The sequence below is a fragment of the Anabaena sp. FACHB-595 genome (assembly GCF_048568275.1).
In the GTDB taxonomy this organism is placed as follows: domain Bacteria; phylum Cyanobacteriota; class Cyanobacteriia; order Cyanobacteriales; family Nostocaceae; genus Trichormus.
The window spans coordinates 1126107-1151303 of record NZ_CP183473.1 but is presented as its reverse complement, the minus strand read 5'-3'; the positions used below and the strand labels follow the sequence as shown (position 1 = coordinate 1151303).

The window sequence follows — 25197 nt, the reverse complement described above, 5'->3', positions numbered from 1 at the left end:
TAATAAGGTAGGACTTACGTACCCAGATTGTCTGTTGAGACTGGTTATAAGGGTATAGGGGTATAGGGGTGTAAGGATTTTAAACATTTACACCCTTCTTTGAACCCTTCAATTTTGCCTGGCTACAAAAAATATCGCTCAGACAAAATATTCAGATAACAACTGACACGCACTGCACAATAAAGTTGAGAGTTGCACTTTAACGCATATCTATACTTGCTCATTCTACTGTTATTTCTGATATAGCCGTGTCCAGATAGATTAGGACATCAAGCTAAGACAAAATCCTGACAATAAAAGGACTTTAATTCTGTCAACAGACAACCGTCATACAGCTATATATACAATTTATTCTAAAAATATTAACTCGATGAATTATTGGTTAATGAAATCAGAGCCAGAAGTTTATGGCATTACTCATCTACAAAAAGATAATCAGACTATTTGGGATGGTGTCCGTAATTATCAAGCTCGCAATTTTATGCGACAAATGCAACCAGGAGACTTAGTTTTTTTCTACCATTCTAATACCAATCCTCCGGGTATTGTTGGGTTAATGCGTGTGGTCAAAACAGATGTTGCCGATCCTACTCAGTTTGACTCCAGCAGTGAATACTACGACCCAAAATCAACTCCAGAAACCCCACGTTGGCAAACAGTATTAGTAGAATTTGTAGAAAATTTTTCTGATTCCATCTCATTAACAATTCTCAAAGAGAAGTTTAGTTCAGAGGAGTTGATGGTTGTAAAACAAGGAAACAGATTATCGGTGATGCCTGTTTCCGACTCCGTAGCACAGAAGATTTTGGCAATGAAAAATACCTAAATTATTAGAGGTTTTTGGAGAAGTCCCTAATTGGCATTAATGAAGTATATATACTTAGTTTTTACTAAATCTGTCAACGGTCAACGGTCAACAGCCATATCATTATTGCGTGGTAAATCATGCCTTATTTCTATAGTGGATGAACTCTAAGCTTTGCCATGCCTAAAAAATATCTGGTGTGAATACATAATATGCTTTATTTCTGAGTTTATTAACTATTAAGAAACTCAAAATATATGTATTTCCACATAATATTGTATCTGCGATCGCTCTTTAGAGGTACTGTTTACTTTTTATCAAGATATTGGAAAATAAAGATTAGAAACGGTTCATCAAACTATTAACCAGGGAATTGCCATCTACCTTATTTCCTCTCCTTTTTTAATGCTGAATTCTTTCAGGAGAATAGATTAGATGGCTAGAAATAAGAATAAATCATCTAGATTGAAATGTGATCATACACTCAATACTAGATGTCCTATTTGCTGTGTCATTCCACCACATATATTAGAAAATGTTGCCCTGAATGGTACACCACTGCAAAGAAATTGGGCTTTTCAAACATTAAATGTTTCAGCCCAATTGCGTGGACGAAGAAACATCATTGGCAACCTCTTTTTATCTCCTTCTCCTGGTGAGAAAAGTCGTACTATTTACGATGCTCAAAACAGTGAACAATTGCCAGGAAAAATAGTACGTGTTGAAGGTGATCCCCCTAGCAGCGATGTGGCAGTAAATGAAGCTTATGATGGGGCTGGAGCTACTTATGACCTGTTCTACGAAATATTTGAACGCAATTCCATCGATGACAAAGGACTACGTTTAGATTCTACAATCCATTTTGGTATTAAATACGAAAACGCCTTTTGGAATGGCGATCAGATGGTTTATGGTGATGGTGATGGTGAATTATTTGATCGCTTTACCAAGTCAATTGATGTTATTGCCCATGAACTAACTCATGGTATAACTCAATACGAGGCAGGATTGATATATTACGGCGAACCAGGGGCTTTGAATGAATCTTTTTCTGATGTGTTTGGTGCTTTGGTAAAACAAAGGGTAAACAATCAGAAGGCTGAAGAAGCTGATTGGCTGATTGGTGATGCTTTATTAATGCCCAAAGTCAAAGGTGTTGGTGTCCGTTCCATGAAAGAACCGGGGACAGCCTATGATGACCCCATTCTAGGAAAAGATCCCCAACCAGGTCATGTAAAAGACCAATATACAGGCTGGGCAGATAATGGTGGAGTACATATCAATTCAGGGATTCCCAATCGTGCTTTTTATCTAGCAGCAGTAGAGATTGGTGGTTATGCTTGGGAGAAAGCTGGTAAAATCTGGTATATTGCTTTGCGCGATCGCTTACGTGCTAAAGCTGATTTTATCAAGGCTGCTGATGTCACTATCCAAGTTGCTAGCGAACTCTATGGCGACGGTAGCCTAGAACATCAAGCCGTACAGAATGCTTGGAAACAGGTGGGAGTTTTGAGTTAATTCGTATGACATTAGTGAAGAGTTCTATGCAAAGTTTAATACCGACATTGCCACCCACACACCCTAATCATTTCACATCCTCATAAATTGTTAACCCCATTGCCCCCAGTCATAAACAAGGTGGTAAACTACATCCATGCTAGGGGTGCTTGCACTAACAGGCTGAGATTACACCCTTAACACCTGAGACTGGGTAATACCAGCGAAGGGAAGCTGTTTATTGAGGGAATTTCATATGCGGACAGAATGGGTTGCTAAACGACGTGGGCAAGGTAATGTAACTCAAATGCACTATGCACGTCAGGGGGTCATTACCGAAGAAATGCAGTATGTCGCCCGACGGGAAAATCTGCCGGCTGACCTCATTCGTGAGGAAGTAGCGCGGGGAAGAATGATTATCCCAGCTAATATTAATCACACTAATTTAGAGCCAATGGCAATTGGCATCGCCTCTAAATGTAAGGTAAATGCTAATATCGGTGCTTCCCCCAACTCTTCCAATCTTCAAGAGGAAGTTGATAAGCTGAACTTGGCAGTTAAGTACGGTGCGGATACCGTTATGGACTTATCCACAGGTGGGGGTAACTTAGATGAAATTCGTACCGCCATCATTAACGCTTCCCCCGTTCCCATCGGTACAGTACCAGTCTACCAAGCATTGGAGAGCGTCCACGGCACAATTGAAAACCTGACCCCAGACGATTTTCTGCACATCATCGAAAAACACGCCCAGCAAGGGGTAGACTATCAAACCATCCACGCGGGAATTTTGATAGAACATTTACCCTTAGTTAGAAGCCGTATCACTGGGATTGTTTCCCGTGGGGGTGGGATTTTGGCGCGGTGGATGCTCCATCACCACAAACAAAACCCACTTTACACCCACTTTGGCGACATCATTGAAATTTTCAAGAGATACGATGTTTCCTTCAGTTTAGGAGATTCCCTCCGCCCTGGCTGTACTCATGATGCTTCTGATGATGCCCAGTTAGCCGAACTCAAAACCCTGGGACAACTCACCCGCAAAGCTTGGGAACACGATGTACAGGTGATGGTAGAAGGGCCTGGACACGTCCCAATGGATCAAATTGAGTTCAACGTCAAAAAGCAGATGGAAGAGTGTTCTGAAGCACCATTCTATGTGTTAGGGCCATTGGTAACAGACATCGCCCCTGGTTACGACCACATCACTTCTGCCATTGGTGCGGCGATGGCTGGTTGGTACGGTACAGCTATGCTGTGCTACGTTACACCAAAAGAACACTTGGGACTACCCAACGCTGAAGATGTCCGCAATGGCTTGATTGCTTACAAGATAGCAGCCCATGCAGCCGACATTGCCAGACATCGCCCAGGTGCAAGAGACAGAGACGATGAACTCTCCAAAGCCCGTTATAACTTCGACTGGAACCGTCAGTTTGAATTATCACTCGACCCAGAAAGAGCGAAGGAATACCACGATGAAACTTTACCAGCAGATATTTACAAAACTGCTGAGTTCTGTTCTATGTGTGGGCCTAAGTTCTGTCCTATGCAAACCAAGGTTGATGCTGATGCGTTGACAGAACTTGAGAAGTTTTTGGCGAAGGAACCAGTAACTCAAGGGTAAACGCAGAGGGGCGCTGAGGTAAACGCAGCGAAAAGTTCTGTTCGCGTAGCGTCTCCGTCAGGAGAAGGAGGGTTTCCCTCTGTAGGAAACTTTTCAAGAGAGAGGAGCGGGGAGAAAACTTTGTGTTCTTCTGCGATGTCCTCCGCGTTCCTTTGCTTTAATGCAATTGCTTAAGTAATCATCCCCGACTTTATTGCTTTTGGCTGAATAATACTAGCTCGTCTAACTCTTGCTGCATCTTACTCACAACCAAGTTGTAGCATTCATCGACATATTGGCGATCGCTTGCGGCTTCTCTTCCATAACGTTCAAATACAATCGGCGGGCAAACCCGCGTGTGTATGGATACAGGAAAAGGAATATTAGGTAGTGGGCCAATAGATAATCCCCAAGGCCAGCCGAGATAAATGGGAAATACGACCGGGTCAACACCAAATAACCAAGGCATTCCCCTATCATGTAGCTGCTTGACAAGGTTATATATATCAGCCAGCACAATCAATGTATCGTGAGCGCCACAGGAAATTGCTGGAATAATGGGGACGTTTTCTCTAAGTGCTAACTTGATAAATCCTTGTCTTCCCGCAAAATAGATTTTATTACGTAAAGAATGGGGTCGGAAAACATCTTCTGCTCCTCCTGGATACACTAATAAACTAGCTCCAGAGCGCAAAGCTGTGTAAGCCATTTTGGGATGAGCAATAACAGCTCCCGTTTTCGCTACTACCTGCGCTAATGCTGGGGTAACTTGCCAAACGCTGGGGTGCATCAGACCATAGCTTGGTCGCTCTGCTCCAAATCGGCGAAACCAGTCATACATCATCATCAACATATCAGGGGCTGCCAGTCCACCATTGTGGGAACCGACAATTAAGACTTTTCCCTGTGGTGGGATGTGATGCCAGCCACTAGTTTGCACGCGAAAATAATAATGGTAGAAAAAGCCCAAGAGGGGCATAACAGATTTAATAAACTCTGGATCTCGCTCTTCTAGAGACCATCCAAGTTTTGTGTTTTGGGGATGTTGCTTTTGTGACATTCAGGCATATTAACAAACTGAGAATTAAAAAGGTACTAGTACCGCAAGGCGGAATTCAAAATTCAAAATTCAAAATGAATACAGCGTAAGCGTTTCGCTAGTTTAGAACGGTCTGCTTATTTACGCCGAGGTGTACTAGTAGTCAACAGTCAACATTCATCAGTCATCAGCGTCGTCCCTTAGTTTCAAAGCTTTGTTGTGAACGATCCTAAAACATTTTTTGCCACTGACCACGAACCACTAACAACTGACAAAATTACAGCAACTTGAACAGGTTGTGATACGCTATCAGCGTCGGGAGTGTAAAGGTACAGAAGATGAGTAAATTGAGGGTGGGATTGTTATTTGGCGGTCGTTCTGGAGAACATGAAGTTTCTATAAGTTCCGCACGGGCGATCGCTTCAGCCCTAAGTGCAGGAGAAAATGCTAGTAAGTATGAAATATTGCCGTTTTATATCCACAAGGATGGGCGTTGGCTAGCAGGAGAAGCCCCACAACAGGTTTTGAAATCGGGTGCGCCTCTATTAGAATCATCAAACTCCTCACCAGCAGAAAATAATCTCGTAAACTCCCAACAACAAACCCTCGAACGTTGGCAATCACCTTCCCAAGTTGCGGAAGTAGATGTGTGGTTTCCCATTCTCCACGGGCCTAATGGTGAAGATGGGACAATTCAGGGGTTACTCACCTTAATGCAAACTCCTTTCGTCGGTTCTGGCGTTTTGGGTTCAGCACTGGGGATGGATAAGATAGCCATGAAGATGGCTTTTGAGCAAGCTGGACTACCCCAAGTAAAATATAAGGCTGTCACCAGAGCGCAAATTTGGTCAAATCCTTGCGTATTTCCCAAATTATGCGATGAAATTGAGGCGAGTTTAGGTTATCCCTGTTTTGTCAAACCAGCTAACCTTGGTTCTTCTGTAGGAATTTCTAAAGTGCGATCGCGCCAAGAATTAGAAGATGCTTTAGATAATGCCGCTAATTATGACCGCCGAATTATTATCGAAGCTGGAGTAGCAGCCAGGGAAGTAGAATGTGCTGTTTTAGGTAACGACCAACCCCAAGCTTCCACAGTCGGCGAAATTACCTTTAATAGTGACTTTTATGATTACGAAACCAAATATACGGCAGGTAAAGCAGATTTACTGATTCCTGCCATTATTCCCGATGACATCAGCCGTCAAATTCAAAACATGGCTTTACAAGCCTTCGCAGCTGTTGACGCTGCCGGGTTAGCCAGAGTAGACTTTTTCTACGTGGAAGCTACAGGAGAAGTGTTGATTAATGAGATCAACACCCTACCAGGTTTCACCGCTACCAGTATGTATCCCCAACTCTGGGCCCATAGTGGCATCCCCTTTCCAGAATTGGTGGATAAGTTAGTTCAACTGGCTATAGAAAGACATAATCCTAGTCATTAGTCATTGGTCAACCGTCAACCGTCAACAGAAAAATAAATTTTGTAGCCTAAATGGCACAAAAAGACTACTAAAATAGCTAAATCGGCTACGGATACCTGATGGCTCTCCCTTTTAGTACAATCGTGAACTAGAGGGGAAACAATCTGAAAGTGATCATGGAAAACAATCAGAGCATAAAGCATGAGCTAAATCAGGAAACAAGACATACAGCAGTGCTAAAAAGTAGTAAGTCCGTAGCAATTAGTAGCTACAAAATTTTTATCTATCTGCTGACACGTCATCCCTTACTTTTATTGGCTGGGATCTTCACAACACTGATGGGAAGTGCTGGCATGGCCTTGTATAGCCTAGTCCATGTGGGTGATGTGGAACATTTAGAAGCAGAACCAGTGGCTGTGATTGAGCAGCCAATCATTGCTGACACAGAAAATGGCAATCCTCTACCTTTGTGGATGGTAGCAGCGATCGCCCTCAGTTGTGCTAGTGGCTGCTTAATTATTTTCCGTTTACTCAACCAGCCAATACAGCGTCCTAAAATTCAGAAACGAGAGGCTATTTCTCATCAAGCTTTATCGACATCATCCCGTACCCAACAGCAGCAACAGCCAATTCTCAAAACTCAACCAATGTTTGTCCCCAGACCAACATTGCAACCAATAAATTCCATGCAGGCTACCAAAAAACCTCTGTTGACAGTTTTACCAGCAGAACAGAGAAGTCCGTTTGATGACAGCAAAGAGTCTTTAGTTGAGTTGTTAGATTGGCGTAAACATAATTCTTTGACGGCAATTCTACAACAATATTCCTCATAAGTTGGTATGAGGCTGGAATACCGAAGATATATGGTTGCTCTTGTCAGTAATGGGTAATGGTGAAAACCCTTTATCCATTACTGATTACCAATTACCACGATTGCTTGTTGGCAAGTTCTGTTATGGTTCGTGATATTCTTGGTCATTGGGTGCGCCGCCAGCAGAAATATTACTAAGGCTTACGCATGAAAACGAAAAATCAAGGGTTTGGAGAAGGGTATAGGGGTGTCAATGTTTAAAACCCTTACACCTCTACACCCAGCCTTAATAGGAAACCTGGGTGCGTAAGTCCTAAGATACTTATCTTTGTGAATTAGAACAGTAAAGTTGCATTTGTTGGTTTCTTGTCAACATTAAGCAATTACTATGATTAATATTCATAATATCGCCTGTTTGATTCCTATTATTTCCCGTAAAAAAAGCTGCAAATATTAACGTTATAGATATACTAGCAATACATAATATATAAGGACTTGTCCTTGCTTTACTCTCAGAAGTATTTACTTGACTTGGTTTTTGCAGACAAACTGTTTTTGATGACCAGAAATGCTCGTTGAAGTTGTAATAACTCATTTATTATCCTCGTTGAAAATAGAAAATATTAAACAGTAAGGGTTATAACTAACAAAATTTGTAAAAGTATGAAAAGTTCACAAATCTATTTATTTGTAACCACAGAATGAGTAGCTATATTCGGCGATTCAGATAAAAATGTAGATTTTAATTCCATGTAGGAATTCAGTGTGATTTTTATTGGCTTAGTCTGTGATTGTTCAGAAAAATCCAAGTATGTTTAGGGTGGGCATTGCCGAGCAGTCATGATACAGTGCGATTAAGGATCAATAGCTTTTACTTCAATTAACGTAAATTCTACGGAACCTAGCCCTAACCCCTTGCTGACAAGGGAAGGGACTTAAGATATACAACTTACTACTAAGCAATAAGGCTTTTAATCCTCTCCCCCCGTCGGGGTTCGCGGTAGCGTCTCGTAAGAGAAGCAAGCTATGGGAAAGGGTTGTTCCGAATACATCAAACTCAAGTTCAATTACTCGCTTACTGAAGTCATTAAACCTGTTATTCCAGAAAAATACTTCTGACAAAAGTCATGGATTTAATTATGACAAAAGTCATATTTCTAAATGGAAATACCAAAAAGAAATCTATAGAAATCTACTTTAATTTATAAACTTATTGACGTATGCAGAAATCAGCAAAGAGGGTATATTTGACAAAATATCTAGAGGCAAGATTTACCCTTAGGTACAAAATGCCAGTCCATGACTAGCATAGCTGTGTGTTCGCAAAATGTAGAAGGAATAGACTTATTTTTACCTTACAGTTCTCAGTGTTTCTTAAAAATTCTATTCTGTAGAATCAGTTTTTCTGAAACACCAAAGTAGTCCATATAGTTGAAACTTTTTGGTAGCCAAAACCTCAGTCTTAAGGAAGATCCTGATTAGGGAGTAAGTCAGGTTGAATATAAGAAACCGTGTATGTATACGGGTGAATCTGCATGAAACGGGACACCACAGGTAAGTTTGTTAGTAATTGGGATTCGGAACCGAAACACAGATATAGTGTGTCTCTTACCAGTACAGCATGGCGATCGCTTGATGAGGAAGCACACAAGCAGGGAATTTCTCGTTCGGAACTGATTGAACATTTTGCCCGTAACTTGGGAAGTGAGCAGAGTCTCGCGGATGAAGCAATTAGCACAAATGCTGGAAATCCTGAACAGCAACTAATATTAGCTACAGTCTTTCATCAAGACATCACTAACAATCAACAACTCCAACTCATCACATCTCCAGAAACTGAGCGCCAAATAACAACGATTCTGGAAAGCATTACCGATGCTTTTGTTGCCTTTGATGAAAATTGGCACTACACCTATGTGAATCAGGCGGCGGTGAAAATTCTGCATAAAACGCCAGCAGAACTCATTGGTAAACACGTTTGGGATGAAGTTTTTCCAGAACTTGTAGGTGGTTTGGCTTACCAAGAACTACACCGGGCGGTAGTAGAACAAGTTGCTGTGTCTTGGGAAGAATTTGGGGAGCCTGTGCAATGTTACTTAGAGGCTAATGCTTATCCTTTTTCTCAGGGTGTGGCGGTTTATTTCCGCGATATCACAGAACGCAAACAAGCTGAAGCGGAGAGAGAAAGGTTACTCCATGAACTGGAAACTGAACGCGCTCGGTTTGAAGCGGTTTTGCGACAAATGCCTGCTGGGGTGATGATTGCTGATGCGGCTTCTGGTAAGTTAGTTCTTACTAATGAACAAGCCAAACAGATTCTGAGGTACCAATTTGAAGATTCATTAGAGCTAAAAGAATATGCACCAGTGACTCCCTTTGCAGCCTTTCGCTGTGATGGACAGCCATACGATCCTTATGAGTATCCACTGCCGCGATCGCTTTTGACTGGTGAAGTGATTTCTCAGGAGGAAATGCTGTTACGCTGGGAAGATAACAGCCATATTTTCATCAGCGTTAACTCCGCGCCTATTTTAGATAGTCAGGGACAAATTGCTGCAGCTGCGATCGTTTTTCAGGATGTTACTGAACGTAAACACTTAGAATCAGAACTGCAACAGCGTGAGCAAGAATTCAAGATGGTGGCGGAAAATGCCCCCGATATTATTAGCCGCATTGATAGAGAATTTCGTCATCTTTATGTCAGCCCTGCTGTAGAAGCAGCTACAGGTATTCCACCAGAGGAATTTATTGGGAAAACTAATACAGAATTGGGAATGCCGGAGGAAATCTGCAATTTTTGGTGTGAAAATCTACAGCGAGCCTTTGACACAGGTGAAAAACAAGTTGTGGAATTTAGTTTTCCCACCCCAACAGGTCTTCGCTGGTATCAATCCCTTATCGTCCCAGAATTTGCTAGTGATGGTTATGCGACAACTTTAATAAATGTTGCTCGTGATGTTACCGATTACAAACAAATCGAGCAGGCGCTACGAGACAATGAAGAACGCTTACGACTAGCGTTGACGGTAGCACAAGCCGCACAACGACAACTAGCAACAATTTTTGAAACCTCGCCGGTAGGAATTGCCCTGTTAGATAGCCAGCAGCGATATGTTGCCATTAATCAAGCCTTAGCTCAAATCAACGGACTGACCCGTGAACAACACTTGGGGCGTTCAATTGCCGAACTCTTTGGTCAATCAGATCCCCAATTAGTCCAAGTCTTTCATGACATTTACACTACAGGTGAGCCTTTCATCTCACCTAGTTTCGCTGTCAACGTACCCGGACGCAGCGATCGCCAACCTGGTTACTATAATGTCTACTATCTGCCCACAACCAACTCAAATCATCAAGTAGAGGATGTTTTAGTTTACGTGTTGGATGTGACAGAGCAAATAAGATTAGAGCGTGGTCAACGCTTTCTTTCAGAAACAAGTAAAGTTCTGGCTTCTTCTCTCGATTATCAAACCACCCTAGAACGCTTGGCACAACTGGCAGTGCCAGAGTTAGCTGATTGGTGTACAGTCCACATGATGGCAGAAGATGGTTTGATTGAGCAGATTGCGGTGGCTCATGTTGACCCGGCTAAACTGGAGTGGGCAGAGGAAATCCGACGCAAATATCCTTTGAACTTGAATGATCCCAGAGGCGCTGCATTAACATTACGAACTGGTCAATCAGATTTATTAATAGATATTTCTGATGAATTACTTGTGCAATCAGCCCGTGACCCAGAACACTTAGAAATTTTGCGGCGAGTTGGGTTTAAATCTGCAATGACAGTACCACTGAGAACCCAAACACGGACTCTCGGCGTGATTTCCTTTATCTCCGCCGAATCTGGTCATAAATATGACCAAGGCAGTATGCAGCTAGCAGAAGAATTGGCTTACCGTGCTTCCTTAGCAATTGATAATGCCCACTTGTATCGGTTAGCTCAAAGCGATCGCACCAAGGCAGAAGCAGCCAACCGCATCAAAGACGAATTTCTTGCTGTACTGTCCCACGAATTGCGATCGCCTCTCAATCCCATTCTGGGTTGGTCAAGAATCCTCAGAAGTAAGCAGCTATCCCCCACAAAAGTCGAACAAGCCCTAGAAACTATCGAACGCAACGCCAAGCTACAAGCCCAACTAATTGAGGATTTATTAGATGTTTCCCGCATCCTCCAAGGAAAAATGACCTTGAATGTTGCCTCAGTTAATCTAGCCGCCACCATTGCAGCCGCCTTGGAAACGGTACAATTGGCAGCAGAAGCCAAGAACATTCACATTCAGACCACACTTAAACCCATTTCTGCCACCGTTGTGGGCGATCAAAACCGCTTACAACAGGTCGTCTGGAACCTCCTTTCTAATGCTGTCAAATTCACGCCCTCTGGTGGACAAATTGAGGTGCAACTGGAACAGGTGAATCTTTATGCCCAAATTCAAGTCAAAGATAGCGGTAAAGGGATTGCACGGGAGTTTCTGCCTTATGTATTTGAATATTTCCGTCAAGAAGATGGGGCGACAACCAGACAATTTGGTGGGCTGGGGTTAGGGCTGGCCATTGTCCGCCATTTCACCGAACTGCATGGGGGAACAGTCCAGGTAAGCAGTCTGGGACAGGATTTAGGGGCAACATTTACCGTCCGACTACCCTTAAATCTGGTCGAGCAAGAGTTACCTGCTGATGACGAGCAGTTAAAAAATGTGACAGACCTCACAGGTACCCATATATTAGTTGTGGACGATGATGCAGATATGCGGGAATTAGCCGAATTTATCCTCATACAATTTGGCGCACAAGTAACAACAGCCGCCTCAGCAGTAGAAGCGTTAAATATTTTCAGCCAGTTCATCCCCGATTTGCTGTTATGCGATATCGGTATGCCAGAAATGGACGGCTATTCTCTAATGCGGCAAATTAGACAATGGCTGCCACAAGAAGGAGGTACAATACCAGCGATCGCACTAACTGCTTATGCAGGGGAAATCAACCAACAACAAGCCTTAGCCGCCGGATTTCACCAACATATTTCCAAACCCGTGGAACCAGAGGAGTTAGTGCAGGCAATTTTCCAACTACTCCACCCCTGCTTTTTTTCATGAGTAACAGCAATGCTTATCTACTCTTGCTCCTACCTTGCAAAACTCGACTGCAACAAAATTCCTATCTTCCTTCGGCTACTTGGATTATGCAAGGGCTTGGTGGTTGGTCTGGTTACAAGTCTCCAAAACCTCCCGGCATTACTACTTGGGTTCGCGGTCTTGAGCAGTTTGAATCTACTTTTTTTGGGTGGAAACTCGCTCTGGGCAAACTTGTGTGTACACCGTAGCCCAAAGAGAGAAGACCGCACTGGCTCACAACTAACAACTGACTAATGACTAATGACTAATACCGATTTAAAATCTGAGTCAAATCATTGGTAGATGTCGCTAGTCGTGTCAACTTCTGCAAAACACTTTCCGGCTTGGGCTTTTTTCTCACTGGTATCCAACGGCATACTGATGCTGGCTGTCATCTTGCTAATTTGGCAACAGCAGAAATTGTCTATCCTTTCCAGTAATGCGCCCCTCTCGGTTCCAGTTAGTCAACCCCAAGCTGTTGCACCAGAGTTAGGTCCCCGTCACCAACTCAATTACCAACAATGGGTAGATATTCTTAAACAAGAAGCCAACGTCGCTGCCGAAAAACGTCCCCAGCGCTTAAGCATAATGGCTGGGGATTCTCTAAGTCTGTGGTTTCCCGTCGAATTATTACCAGAAGATAGGAACTGGCTCAATCAAGGAATTTCTGGCGAAACCAGTCGTGGACTATTACAAAGATTGAATCTTTTTGACAAGACTCAACCAGAGACGATTTTTGTCATGATTGGCATTAATGACCTAATTCGTGGGGTAAATGATGAAGTCATTTTAGATAATCAGCGACAAATTCTCCGTTACCTACGAAAAACTCACCCCAAAACTAAAATCTTTGTCCAGTCAATTTTGCCTCATGGGGCAGAGGAGGCAACCTGGGAAGGAAGAGAAAAACTTTTAGCTATTCCCAACAGCCGTATTCAGAAGTTAAATCAGCAATTACAAAGTATAGCTACTAAACAAAGTGTTAAATATCTGGATTTGTATCCCTTGTTTACTAACCAAAAAGGAAATATACGCTCAGAGTTTACCACTGATGGCTTACACTTAAGCCCCGCAGGTTATGTGGTTTGGCGTACTGCGTTGCAAGTTTATCAACAGGGAGTAGACAGATAAATTTAAAATTTAAAATCTCTCTATTTTATTTAGGAATCAGAGTTGAATCTGGAAAAAGTCTAAGTATCTGTAGCATTGCCCACTGTGTTGTAGTTTTGGTGGGTGATGCTTATCCTTGAGCCTATTTCAAAAATCAAATACTAATCTTGTGTTTTACTTACGAATACAAAACCACGAGTTTTTTGAGAAACTGAATCAACTGTATTCATCGCTTTCCATAAATCTGTTGTTTTTACCCAAACTGGTGGGTATTTATAACGGGAAACATCCATAATTAAAAATCTATCGGTCTGCTCATTGTATGCAGCTAAAGGTGATATATGTCCTCCCCTTTCTTGCCCAATTTCCTTACGTAAATAATTAACTATGACAAAGTTTCCGTCCTGCTTTAAATTTTCTGCTACCTGTTTTCTAAAATCTTCTATATTTGTATCGCTAGCATGATTCACTTTGACTTTTACACCATAACTAGCTATTAATCTTCCCAATTCGTCGAGAGTCATACCTTGACGAGCTACTACTTCGGGCGCGATTACTGCTTTAGTTTTTTCGTTGCTGAAAAAGTTGTCTTGAGTAAATACACGATAGGGAGAATATTGGGCTGTTTCTGGTGCATTAATTCCCAAGCTATTCAGCACCATAATTATACTAGCTACACCACAGTAAGCTTGATTAACTTGTGTAACAAACTGCATACTCAGAGGAAAAAAGTCTTCTCTTGAGCGACTTGTAAGTAATAATTTTTCTCCTTCATTGGAATTGAAGCCAATTAAGTTAGGTGAAAGTGTCAAAGTTTGAGCCAGAACTTGGCTACTAGAAAGGCACAATCCGATAACTGTTACTGGGATAAAGAGTTTCATAACTATCACACAAAGATGCTGAAATTTCGCTTAGAGATTTTTGATGAGTCCTTTAGATTTACGGAACTCCCTTGCTACTTCTTTTACGTCCTGTAATTCGCCTTCAACTAAATAATTGAGTTGTCGCATTTCATCAGCAGAAATTCTACCAGTTAATTGAGCGATCGCTGTTTTTAATTGGGGATATTTTCTTAAAGTTTCTTGTCTGACAATTGGTGTTGCTTCGTAAGGGGGAAAGTATTGTTGATCATCTTTGAGAACTACTAAACCCAAACGAGCAATTTGTCCATCTGTTGAGTTACCTGCTACCATATCCACTTGTTTTTGCATTAAGGCACGATATATTAAACCCAAGTCCATAATTTGCGGTGGTTTAGTAAACTTTAAAGCATAAGTTTTTGCTAACCCAGGAAAACCATCCTCTCGTTCTAAAAATTCATAGCCAAAGCCACCGCGCCATTGGGGTGTATATTGAGCCGCATCTGTGAGAGTTTGGATTTTATAGCGCCTAGCATCTTCACCACGGACAATGATGGCAAATGTGTTTTCAAAACCTAAGCTAGGCATTACCTCCAGTTGAAACTGTTGATTATAAGCTTGTTTTAGCTTCTCGTAAACTACTTGAGGATTATTAATTACTGGTTGTTTTAATATACCAGTAAAAGCTGTGCCGGTATATTCAATATAAGCATCTATCTTGCCAGCAAGAATCGCATTATGACAAACAAAAGAGCCACCTAGTCGGGGACGACGAGCTACTTTTAAGTTAGTAGTTTCTTCAATTTGTTGAGATAAAATTTCACCTAGTATATCTTGTTCTGTAAAGTCTTTAGAGGCTACAATAATATCACCATTATTTGTATTCGTGCTGGGACTACAACTAGCGATCGCCAGCACCAAAGTCAAAGATAATAAGAAAAATATTAAAAATTTTTTCATAATAAATTAACTTAAACAAAGATAATACTTTTTCTAAAACTTAATTATGAATTAACTTTTAATTTTTGCTCTAGAAATCCAATTAATAAGTCAGCCAATAGAGCAATTGCAGCCGCAGGAACTGCCCCAGCTAAAATTAATTGATCATTGACCACAGCAATTCCTCGAAAAATAAACACGCCCAAACCACCAGCACCAATGGCAGCTGCAATAGTTGCAATTCCAATAGAGATAACTGTCGCTACTCGCACCCCAGCCAAAATAACTGACATTGCTAAGGGAATTTCTACCTGTAATAACAATTGTCTATCAGTCATGCCCATTCCCCGTCCAGCTTCTCTAATCGCCGGATCTACTCCAGAAATCCCTGTATAAGTATTACGAATTAGTGGCAGTAGAGAATATAAAGCCAGGGCAACAATTGCTGGGGTCGCGCCAATACCACCAATTACAGGGACGGGGATGAGTAAGCCAAATAATGCCAAACTGGGAATAGTTTGGAGAATATTAGCTATACCTAAAATCGGTTGCCGCAGTTGTTTTTGGCGCGTGATTAAAATTCCTAAAGGAATACCAATAATAATGGAAATACTAATAGCAATACCTACTAAAAATAAATGTTCTAGTGTGTGTTGTATGATTTCTGGAGCATACTTAATTAAGAATAAATCTTTCATGAATTGGGGTTTGGGGAGCTATTATCAATTTTGAGTTTTGAATTTTTTTTGAGTTTTGAATTTTGAATTGTTCAATTAGCTAGTTTGTAGAGAATGTAGACATTGTAGAAAAGCAAGACTTTCTGGATGCTGGGAAGCCATAAATTCATCTTTTGTTCCTAAGACTACCAACTCTCCTCCATACATTAACCCAATTCTTGACGCTAAAACGAAGGCTTCTTGGATATCGTGAGTAACGAAAACTACTGTCTTACCTAATTCCTGTTGTAATCGCCGAAACTCTCGTTGCAGTTCTAGGCGTGTAATGGGATCAAGTGCGCCAAAGGGTTCATCCATTAATAAAACTGGGGGGTCTGCGGCTAAAGCTCTAGCCACACCGACTCTTTGCCTCTGTCCTCCAGATAATTCATGAGGGTAACGTTGAGCGAAGTGTGCTGGATCTAAGCCTACCAAGTGTAGCAATTCATAAACTCGCGTTTTAATTTGTTTGGGTAGCCAGCCTTCTAAAGTTGGTACTAAACCCACGTTGCGTTCTACGGTGAAATGAGGAAATAAGCCAGTTTCTTGAATTACATAACCAATCTTGCGCCGCAGTTTAATTTCATCCCACTGATTTGTAGGTATTCCTTGAAATAAAACTTCGCCTTGGGTGGGCGTGAACAAGCGATTGATTAATTTCATGGTGGTAGTTTTGCCACTACCACTACGTCCAAGTAATATTAGTGCTTCTCCTTCGTAGATAGAAAAGTTGAGATGGGATACGAGAGGACGATGATTACGGCTAAATGTAACATCGCGGAATTCAATCGTTGCTGATTTGGTTTGCGGCATGAGATTGATTTGTAATTCGTAGTTCGTGATTCAACGAGAAATTATGAATTACTTAAGGTAAACATAGGCATCAAATTTGATTATTTTAAAAGATAACTATTTTTTACACTACTGTAATTCAAAAACTAAACAGTAGAAGTATATAGATTTTTATGTAGTCAGTATAGAAGAAATGAATCTAAAATTTACAAAATTATATATAGAACGATGGATTACGCTTCGTCAGAGATAATTGCTCTAATTATTCTACAAATAATTTTGTCTCTTTACTTAAAATCATTCCGGCAAACTAAAAACCCTGGTTTCCCTTATAAACCAGGGTTTTACTTGTCACACTAAATCATTTGGTTAATTCCCGGCTAACAGTGCTTTTGTTGCTGATTCTCCAGACTTTTTCAACTGACGCGTGATTTGAAACATTAATAAACCCAAAATTCCACCATGTCCCAACAGTGCTAAAAAAGCAGTCATTGGTGTTATATAGCCAGTTGATGGGTACAAAATAATTATTGGTGCAGCCACAGACAATAACCACAGAAAAGTTTGATAGTTAGGGTTAGAAAACAACATTGCTAAAACGATTGGTGGCAAAATAATAACAGTGCCTACCATCCCATTAGCCCAAAAGAGCCTCTGTTCATTTTTCATCAAGAGGAGTAGTTGAGCCAAGGCTGCATAAATGATGGCTAAACTACCTGCAAAAACTACAGATAGAAGGACAATAAGCTTATCAGATGTAGATCCTGGTACGACTAAAGTAAAGAAAATTAAACAGCTAATAGCAATTATGGCATTGATGGCGATCGCTAAGATGCCCGGACTTTTTTCACCCCAAATTAAATCGCTGATTAATTTGCTTTTGCCTAGCTGCTGGGACATATACATATGTCGATAACGTGACCAATCTTGTAGGGTTTGGCGGTTGGGAGTAAGTGCTGCAATCAGATACAAAAATAGCCACAAATCTAAAAACATTAAGGTAGCTAAATTTTCCTTTAATCCTAAATAAGAGTGAGATTTATCTAGGAATTGTGTTTGCCAATTGGCGAGTCCCAAAGTAAAAATAACAAAGCATGAGGTTAATAAATAACTTTGCTTTTTACTCAACATAGTGGCATTTTTATCTCTATAGCAACGGTTTAGAGATTGCCAAAAAAAGTAAATTCCAATTAAATAAACCAAGATATTGAAGCATACCATAATAGGAAAACTTCTTCCCAAGGGTATAGCGAACCAATGAAGCCTAGTAAATTCAAATTCACCAGTATAATCGGTTAGAAAATAATTAGGGCTAAATAACTGAAAGATGGTAAATGGATAATTACCTGTTCTGCCATCTCGCAAGGCTGCTTTAGCAAGTAAGAGAAACCCTAAAATTAACCCACTACCTAACCAAGATTGAAAGCCGCTTAACCAAGTACCTACTAAACCAAATAATAAGGCTCCACTATAATAGAAAATGCTAGATACTATCAAAATTCCATAGAAGAAAAAAATCTGAATTAAGGGAATTTGCGCGTTTATCCCTAAGGATAAATGAAACGGAACTGCTAGTAATAACCCAAAATACAAGAGAATGGGAACTCCTAACATCTTGCCATAGAGAATGCTTTCAGGCGATTGGGGGCTTAGTCGAATAAAATTGAGTGTAGCTCGCCGTTCTTCTGTTGCTAAATCGCTGATAAGTAAGTAAGCTCCTCCTACCAAGAGAGCCAAGATAGCAGTGAAACTTAGCAACATAAAGACATCTTGACTCCATAGTTGCCAGTTAATAATGACACGATCATATTTATCTAACAAACATGGTGGTAAATTAAAGTTCTGAGTAGCTCCTGTACAATATTTATGGGTATATTCATAGGAGGAATTGATATAGTTTGGTGGTAGTTGAGTTTGGCAATAGATAAAGAGTATGAATTGGCCTAGCAAAGATACGGCAACGGCCAATAAAATATTACGAAGTTGCCAACGTCCTTTAACTTCTCGTAACAGTTGAGGATTCCATTCGCTTAGTTTGTACATAAAATTTTGCATCATTGGAAGAACTCCAAAAATAGGCATTGGTAATATTGACTAATTAAGATGCTTGTTTGTGTCCTAATTTTAAGAAGATACTTTCTAAATCTTCTTGTGTACAATGAAAGTTAGTTATGGGAATACCAGAAATAATGAGCGATCGCAGTAATTCTGCACAATCATCTTGTGTACCAGCAAAATTCACCCTTATGCTGTTTTTTCCCGGTATTGTCTCACATTGCTCGACCAATGGATAATTTTTTAACTCACTCATAAGAGAATCTAAACTACCCAATGTAGATAACATAATCTGTTGCTGAGAAAGTCGTTGGTAAAGTGCTTGCAGTGAAGCGCTTTCTACTAAAAAACCTAACTCCATAATCCCTACAGATGTACAAAGTTCGGCTAAGTCACTCAAAACATGGGAAGAAATTACTATTGTCATCCCCGCTTCTTGCAACGCTTTAATGATTTGCCGGAACTGCATTCTCGCAATAGGATCAAGCCCAGAAACAGGCTCATCTAATAGTAGTAAAATGGGTTCGTGAATAATCGTCCGCGCTAAACTCAAACGCTGTTTCATCCCCCGCGATAGGGTAGAAATTTGGCTTTTACGTTTATTTTCCAGTTGTATTAGTTCTAAAACTTCATGTAGGCGTTGAGTGCGGCGTGGTTCTCGTAAGCGATACAGCCGCGCAAAATAATCTAAGTAATCCCAGACTGTTAAATCTTCGTACAGAGGATAGTCGTCAGGTAGGTAGCCAAGGTGACGCTTGAGAGTAGGGTTACTTTTATCAAGTCGGAGATGTTCCCCATTAATATAAATCTCCCCCGTAGTTGGTTCCTCAGCTGCTGCTAACATTCGGATGAGAGTTGTTTTTCCCGCACCATTCGGCCCAATTAACCCATATACTTCACCCATTTGGATTTCTAAATCAACGTCATTGACAGCAATGTGTCGTTCAAATTGCTTAGTTAATCCACGGGTACGAATTGCTAATTCTTTTACCATAGCTGCTAGAGTGCGGCTGTTGTTTAAACACTAACCTACCTTGTGTATACAGATTGTGCCAGTTCTGTTTCGGAAATTGAAACTGATTGTGGGTTTTCAGTGGTCTAGAGTTTCCGCTTATTTTTCCCTGTTACTTCACTTGTTCTCCCAAAATAAGCTTCCCTGGGATAGATGTAATTAAGAGACGTAATGATTAATGTGACTATTTAGCATGGTTGATAATGCAAATGAGAGAATAAGAAAGAAAGCACTTGCTTTATGGTGAAAATAGCATATTCGTGATGTATCACCCATTGGCAATTTCTATCCACTGTTGGGTTAGGGGTGAGTGGTTTTAATATTATTTAAGACCGCCGCGCCACTTGCTAAAAGTCTGGGAACCCTAATTAAGCCTTGGTTCGGAGGAAAGGCACATTAAACTAGATCAAGAACGACTGCAACTAACGACTGACACACACAGTTTGTTTGGACGAGGTAGGCAAGCGGATTATTTTCATGAAAAGGTTTTTGAAGTATCTGAGTTTAGGTTTATTGTCTACTTGTTTTGCTGCTAAACCAGGTTTAAGCGCTGAACGTATCAGTCTTTTTTACCCTCCTTTTGGTGAATTTTCTTTACCTGTTAGTTCGCTAGAAACCTTTGCTAAGGAAGGGAAGATTGATAGTGATTTACAGTTTTATGCTCAACGTGCAACTCCCGCACAGTTGGCGCAACTACGAGAATTTCTACAACAACGTTTTGATGTAACTCCTACCTTCATATCTCAAATTACTTACTCACCCATCGGTGAACAGGTTTTGCAACGCCTGGGAGACATAGTACAAACTGATTCCCGCCGCAATGGCTTTTATGCTTTGCGTTCTGCATTGATTCTATCCGCAGCTAAACCACAGGGTTTCTCAGTTATTAATGTTTTACGTAATTTTCCTAGTGATAATTTGCGGCTGAATTTCTCAGAGGGTGTGAGAATAGTTGATGACTTGTCACAATTGACTAAAAATAGGGATAGAGTCGTTGCTTCTCTGCAACAAAGCGCGGTAGCTCAAGCTATTGTTTCTAATCAAAATTTATCTCAATTGCCAGATTTACGATCGCCTGGAAAGTTTCGTTGGCAAATAGTCAATTTCACTTTAAATGATCCTCAACGCAATCGCCGTCTACCAGTAGATTTATATTTACCACAAGCAAATACAGATACTCAAGGACAACCACCTTTCCCCCTGGTTGTGATTTCTCACGGTATTGCCTCAGACCGCTATAGTTTTATTTACCTCGCTGAACATCTAGCATCTTACGGTTTTGCTGTTGCTGTATTGGAACATCCTGGTAGTAACGCTAAACGCTTCGAGCAATATTTTGCAGGTTTGGCCAGTCCGCCAGAACCTAGAGAATTTATTGACAGACCTTTAGATATTAAGGTGCTTCTAGATGAACTCCAGCGTTTGGAAAAGTCTGATCCCAGGCTCCAGGGTAAACTTAATTTTCAACAAATTGGGGCGATCGGTCAATCTTTTGGTGGTTATACGGTTTTGTCCTTGGGTGGGGCAAAAATAAATTTTAACCAACTCAACCAGGACTGTAACCCCGACAATTCTAGTTTGAATATATCGTTGTTGTTACAGTGTGAAGCTAATCAATTATTGCCACAAGATTATCAGTTGCAAGACAGCCGTATTAAAGCAGTCATTGCCATTAATCCCATTAGTAGCTCTATTTTTGGCGAAAGCGGTATCAGTAAGATTAAACTTCCTGTGATGGTGGTAGCAGGTAGCCAAGATATTTTCGCCCCACCAGTACCCGAACAAATTCGCCCTTTTACTTGGCTTCCTAACCCCTATAAATATTTAGTCTTAATTGATAACGCTACCCACTTCACTCTCATCGGCGATTCACCCCAAGGGAATAATGTCCTACCTGTACCAAGTGGACTGCTTGGCCCTGACAGAACTGCGGCTTATTCCTATCTCAGGGCTTTAAGTGTGGCTTTTTTAAAAGCCAATCTACTCAATAGTCCTGAATATCGCTCTTATTTGCAGCCGCCTTACGCTCAATCCATTAGCCAAGCTCCTCTAAATCTCAGTATTTTGCAGTCATTAACTGCTGAACAATTGATGGAAACTAGGGAGTAGGGATTGGGGATTGGGGGAAATAATTAATGTACAGATGTTGTATACAACTTATTTTCTAATGACAACTAACAACTGACAACTGACTAATAACAATTTCAGTAATATTGCTGACGACAAACTAGTTGAAATCATCCCTAAAAAATATCTCTTTTTTGTGTCTTCTTTGTGTCTTTCATATAACAAGTTTCTATTAATTCAAAACCTTTTATTTGATTGTCAGGGGATCACCACATTTATCACAAAGCATTCATAAAAACTTATATAAAAATATAGGAATCTGATTTGATTATTGAAAATATCTAAGTATCTGTAGAGTGGGCATTGCCTGCCGCATCATAGTTGTGGTGGGCGATGCCCACCCCACATAATATTCCAGAAATCAAAGACTAGTCCTATAGATTGTTTGTATATCTGATTGTTAACAAGTATTAAGAAATACTTATTAAAGAATATTGCAAGTCCTTGATTTAATTGCTAACGTGTGTAGAGGCAACGATGCTGATAAACGCTCTGATATTAGAAGAGGTAGAACCTATGAGCCATATCCATTCAGCCAAATATGTAAGAACTTGATTGCAATCTGCGAACTACAACCAATGCAGATTAGCCCATATATATCGTTGCTGGAGGCTAATTGCTGTTGTGACATTGAATGCAGCTAAAAATTTGTTTTACCTCATGGTGATTAGTTAACGATGAACTGAGGTAAAACGCAGACTCTGGAGGATAAAATCCATGAATATTCGAGGTAAAGTAGCCCTAGTTACTGGGGCTTCCCGTGGAATTGGGCGAGCGATCGCTTTAGAATTAGCACAACAAGGAATACACAGATTAATTTTAGTGGCACGCGATCGCCAAAAGTTAAGAGAAGTCGCCCAGGAAGTTGAGGCGATGGGAGTCGAAGCCACAACATTGGCAATTGATTTAACGCAAGCGACAGAAGTAAACATTGCCATAGCGCAACTATGGCGGAATTACGGCCCCATTCACTTACTTGTTAACTGTGCCGGCGTTGCATACCAAAGTTCATTCTTGCAATCAAAACTTCCCCAAGTACAAGAGGAACTTTCTGTGAACTTACTGGGAATGTATACCCTCACCAGCCTCATCGCCAAACGTATGGCGAGTCAAAGACAAGGAACTATTATCAATGTTTCCAGCTTAATGGGGAAAGTGGCTGCACCGACAATGGCGACTTATTCAGCCACAAAGTTTGCTATCTTAGGCTTTACTCAAGCCTTACGCCGTGAACTCGCTGAGTACAACATCCAGGTGAAGGCGTTATTACCATCCCTCACCGACACAGATATGGTGCGTGACTTAAAACTATTTCGCTGGGTGATTCCCATGACACCCCAGGAAGTAGCCAAAGCGCTAATTGCTGGACTAGAAAAAGATGCACCAGAAATTTTAGTAGGATGGCAAAGTCATTTAGCCGTGTGGTGTCAACGTTTAGCCCCTTGGTTACTGGAATTGGTTTTAACAATTGCCACACCACCAGCTATTAGACCACAAAAATCTGATGAAAACTTGAGCTTTTGGGCGAAAATACAGCGTTTCGGTGATTTCTTCTTTTCGGGAAACAAGTTTCCCTTTGTATTCGCCCGCAAAACTTGACGTTAATCTCTAATTAGTTCCCAAATTCCCTCAGTTACAAGCTGATGGAATTTTTTGGTGACATCACACCAACGCAAAATTAATTACGAATTACCAATTACCCATTACCAATTACCCATTACCAATTACCATAATCAATACTCATTGTTGCGGAGCAACTAAAATGCTGTCCTTACAAAATACTCCCTTGCCAGAAATGATTGATGGTTTACCAAATATATCTGGTTGGGAAGCTGAAGTTCTCTCTGTTGTCAACAATGATGCGCCAGTCTTTTTACCCACAACGAATATTAAGTTAGAAGATGTGAATGCAGTATTTGCGATCGCTCTACATATGCACCAACCAACTATACCAGCAGGTGATGGTGGTGAACTGATCAGCAATCTGCAATATATGTTTGCACACCCCCACCAAGGCGACAACCACAACGCCGGGGCTTTTGCCTATTGTTACAGCCGCATGGGAGAATTTATCCCCGAACTTGTCAGCCAAGGTTGCAATCCCCGCGTGATGTTGGATTACTCTGGTAATCTCCTGTGGGGACTCCGGCAAATGGGGCGCAATGATGTCTTAGATGGTCTCAAGCGGATCACTTGCGATTGCACATATCAACCTTATGTAGAATGGTTGGGTACAATGTGGGGTCATGCTGTCATTCCTTCTACACCAATTCAAGATATTAAATTACATATCTTGGCATGGCAACAACACTTTGCGGCAATTTTTGGACTGGAAGCATTAGCCAGAGTTAAAGGTTTTTCTCCGCCAGAAATGCACCTCCCAAATCACCCTGATACATTATTTCAATTTGTCAAAGCCCTTAAAGAATGCGGCTATCGCTGGTTACTTGTCCAAGAACATACTGTAGAAACAATTGATGGACAATCTTTAACTGATAGACATTTACCCCATCGTTTGATTGCCAGAAATTCCCAAGGTGAAACTATTAGTATCATTGCTTTAATTAAAACTCAAGGTTCTGATACTAAATTAGTTGCTCAAATGCAGCCATACTACGAAGCTAAAACTTTATCAAAGCGTCGATTAGGTAATGTAGAAATTCCCCCCATAGTTAGTCAAATTGGTGATGGTGAGAATGGCGGCGTAATGATGAATGAATTTCCCAGCGCCTTCAAACAAGCTTGGTGGGATATGGTAAATCATGGTGGTGGAAAATCCGGTATTGTGGGGGTGTGTGGCACCGAATATTTAGAATTAATTGCGGCGGCTGGTGTGAAAACTGAAGACTTTCCTCCTTGCCAGCCAGTGGGGCAACACCAAATCTGGCAGCGAGTTCCACCAGATAATAAACAACCGGAAGCTGTGGAGAATGCCATTCAAGAAATCAAGCAAGTTAATCCTAACTTTCACTTAGAAGGAGCTTCTTGGACAAATCATATCAGTTGGGTACAAGGATACGAAAATGTTTTATCTCCTATGTATGAATTGAGTAGTTTATTTCATCAAAAATTTGATCACCTATTACTCAATGATTCATCTTCATCTATTACTAAACAAGCTGATTATCGCCAAGCACTGTTATACAATCTTTTGTTACAAACAAGCTGTTTCCGCTATTGGGGGCAAGGTGCTTGGACTGATTACGCCCGTGAAATTTATCAACGTGGTAAGAGTTTGTTGACATCGTGATTTTATATTTAATGAGGTTGACTTACTTAGTAGGGTGGGC

The 25197-nt window shown here is 40.9% G+C and carries 17 protein-coding genes, 1 pseudogene and 1 riboswitch; of the genes and pseudogenes, 11 read left to right on the top strand and 7 right to left on the bottom strand.

Annotated features, from left to right (window positions below):
• Positions 1-370: 370 nt before the first annotated feature.
• The 3 genes from ACN222_RS04895 to thiC all read left to right on the top strand — a co-directional run bounded on the left by ACN222_RS04895 (position 371) and on the right by thiC (position 3932).
• A complete protein-coding gene (locus ACN222_RS04895; RefSeq protein ID WP_010995158.1) occupies positions 371-826 on the top strand; it encodes an EVE domain-containing protein in 456 nt (151 codons plus the stop codon).
• A gap of 414 nt (positions 827-1240) precedes the next feature.
• Positions 1241-2323, top strand: a complete 1083-nt coding sequence (locus ACN222_RS04890; protein WP_010995157.1) for a M4 family metallopeptidase — start codon at positions 1241-1243, stop codon at positions 2321-2323.
• A 131-nt stretch (positions 2324-2454) separates the two neighbouring features.
• Positions 2455-2551, top strand: a riboswitch (TPP riboswitch).
• Between the two features lie 7 nt (positions 2552-2558).
• Positions 2559-3932, top strand: coding sequence for a phosphomethylpyrimidine synthase (gene thiC / locus ACN222_RS04885; protein WP_010995156.1), 1374 nt, complete (start codon positions 2559-2561; stop codon positions 3930-3932).
• A 190-nt stretch (positions 3933-4122) separates the two neighbouring features.
• Here thiC and ACN222_RS04880 read toward each other — a convergent pair whose 3' ends face one another.
• Positions 4123-4971 (bottom strand): lysophospholipid acyltransferase family protein, encoded by an 849-nt coding sequence (locus tag ACN222_RS04880; RefSeq protein WP_010995155.1) that lies wholly within the window; start codon positions 4969-4971, stop codon positions 4123-4125.
• A gap of 317 nt (positions 4972-5288) precedes the next feature.
• On the opposite strand from ACN222_RS04880, the gene ACN222_RS04875 reads away from it, so the two are divergent.
• From ACN222_RS04875 to ACN222_RS04855, 5 genes and pseudogenes are all read left to right on the top strand, one after another.
• Entirely contained in the window at positions 5289-6392 is a 1104-nt protein-coding gene (locus ACN222_RS04875; RefSeq protein ID WP_044520792.1) for a D-alanine--D-alanine ligase family protein, read from the top strand.
• A 155-nt stretch (positions 6393-6547) separates the two neighbouring features.
• A complete protein-coding gene (locus ACN222_RS04870; RefSeq protein WP_044520791.1) occupies positions 6548-7204 on the top strand; it encodes a hypothetical protein in 657 nt (218 codons plus the stop codon).
• Between the two features lie 1513 nt (positions 7205-8717).
• Entirely contained in the window at positions 8718-12278 is a 3561-nt protein-coding gene (locus tag ACN222_RS04865; RefSeq protein ID WP_010995152.1) for a PAS domain-containing protein, read from the top strand.
• 4 nt (positions 12279-12282) lie between these two features.
• Positions 12283-12505: pseudogene (locus ACN222_RS04860) on the top strand (IS4 family transposase); the annotation flags it as partial.
• A gap of 106 nt (positions 12506-12611) precedes the next feature.
• Complete coding sequence (locus ACN222_RS04855) at positions 12612-13427, top strand: SGNH/GDSL hydrolase family protein (protein WP_084789130.1); 816 nt, start codon at positions 12612-12614, stop codon at positions 13425-13427.
• A gap of 140 nt (positions 13428-13567) precedes the next feature.
• Here ACN222_RS04855 and ACN222_RS04850 read toward each other — a convergent pair whose 3' ends face one another.
• The 6 genes from ACN222_RS04850 to ACN222_RS04825 form a co-directional block, all read right to left on the bottom strand.
• Positions 13568-14287 (bottom strand): phytochelatin synthase family protein, encoded by a 720-nt coding sequence (locus ACN222_RS04850; RefSeq protein ID WP_044520790.1) that lies wholly within the window; start codon positions 14285-14287, stop codon positions 13568-13570.
• Between the two features lie 30 nt (positions 14288-14317).
• Positions 14318-15226 (bottom strand): glycine betaine ABC transporter substrate-binding protein, encoded by a 909-nt coding sequence (locus tag ACN222_RS04845; RefSeq protein WP_010995148.1) that lies wholly within the window; start codon positions 15224-15226, stop codon positions 14318-14320.
• Between the two features lie 44 nt (positions 15227-15270).
• Positions 15271-15903 (bottom strand): ABC transporter permease, encoded by a 633-nt coding sequence (locus ACN222_RS04840; RefSeq protein WP_010995147.1) that lies wholly within the window; start codon positions 15901-15903, stop codon positions 15271-15273.
• Between the two features lie 75 nt (positions 15904-15978).
• Positions 15979-16734: an ATP-binding cassette domain-containing protein gene (locus tag ACN222_RS04835; RefSeq protein WP_010995146.1), complete on the bottom strand. Its 756-nt coding sequence runs from the start codon at positions 16732-16734 to the stop codon at positions 15979-15981.
• 348 nt (positions 16735-17082) lie between these two features.
• Positions 17083-18771 carry a hypothetical protein gene (locus tag ACN222_RS04830; protein ID WP_044520788.1) on the bottom strand — a complete coding sequence of 563 codons (1689 nt, stop codon included), beginning with the start codon at positions 18769-18771 and terminating at the stop codon, positions 17083-17085.
• 40 nt (positions 18772-18811) lie between these two features.
• The gene (locus ACN222_RS04825; protein ID WP_010995144.1) at positions 18812-19762 is read right to left on the bottom strand and encodes an ABC transporter ATP-binding protein; all 951 of its coding nucleotides are present in this window, start codon (positions 19760-19762) and stop codon (positions 18812-18814) included.
• Positions 19763-20257: 495 nt separating this feature from the next.
• On the opposite strand from ACN222_RS04825, the gene ACN222_RS04820 reads away from it, so the two are divergent.
• The 3 genes from ACN222_RS04820 (at position 20258) to ACN222_RS04810 (ending at position 25157) form a co-directional block, all read left to right on the top strand.
• Positions 20258-21889, top strand: coding sequence for an alpha/beta hydrolase (locus ACN222_RS04820; protein WP_010995143.1), 1632 nt, complete (start codon positions 20258-20260; stop codon positions 21887-21889).
• A 735-nt stretch (positions 21890-22624) separates the two neighbouring features.
• Positions 22625-23506 carry an SDR family NAD(P)-dependent oxidoreductase gene (locus ACN222_RS04815; protein WP_010995142.1) on the top strand — a complete coding sequence of 294 codons (882 nt, stop codon included), beginning with the start codon at positions 22625-22627 and terminating at the stop codon, positions 23504-23506.
• A gap of 163 nt (positions 23507-23669) precedes the next feature.
• Positions 23670-25157, top strand: a complete 1488-nt coding sequence (locus ACN222_RS04810) for a hypothetical protein (protein WP_010995141.1) — start codon at positions 23670-23672, stop codon at positions 25155-25157.
• Positions 25158-25197: the final 40 nt, after the last annotated feature.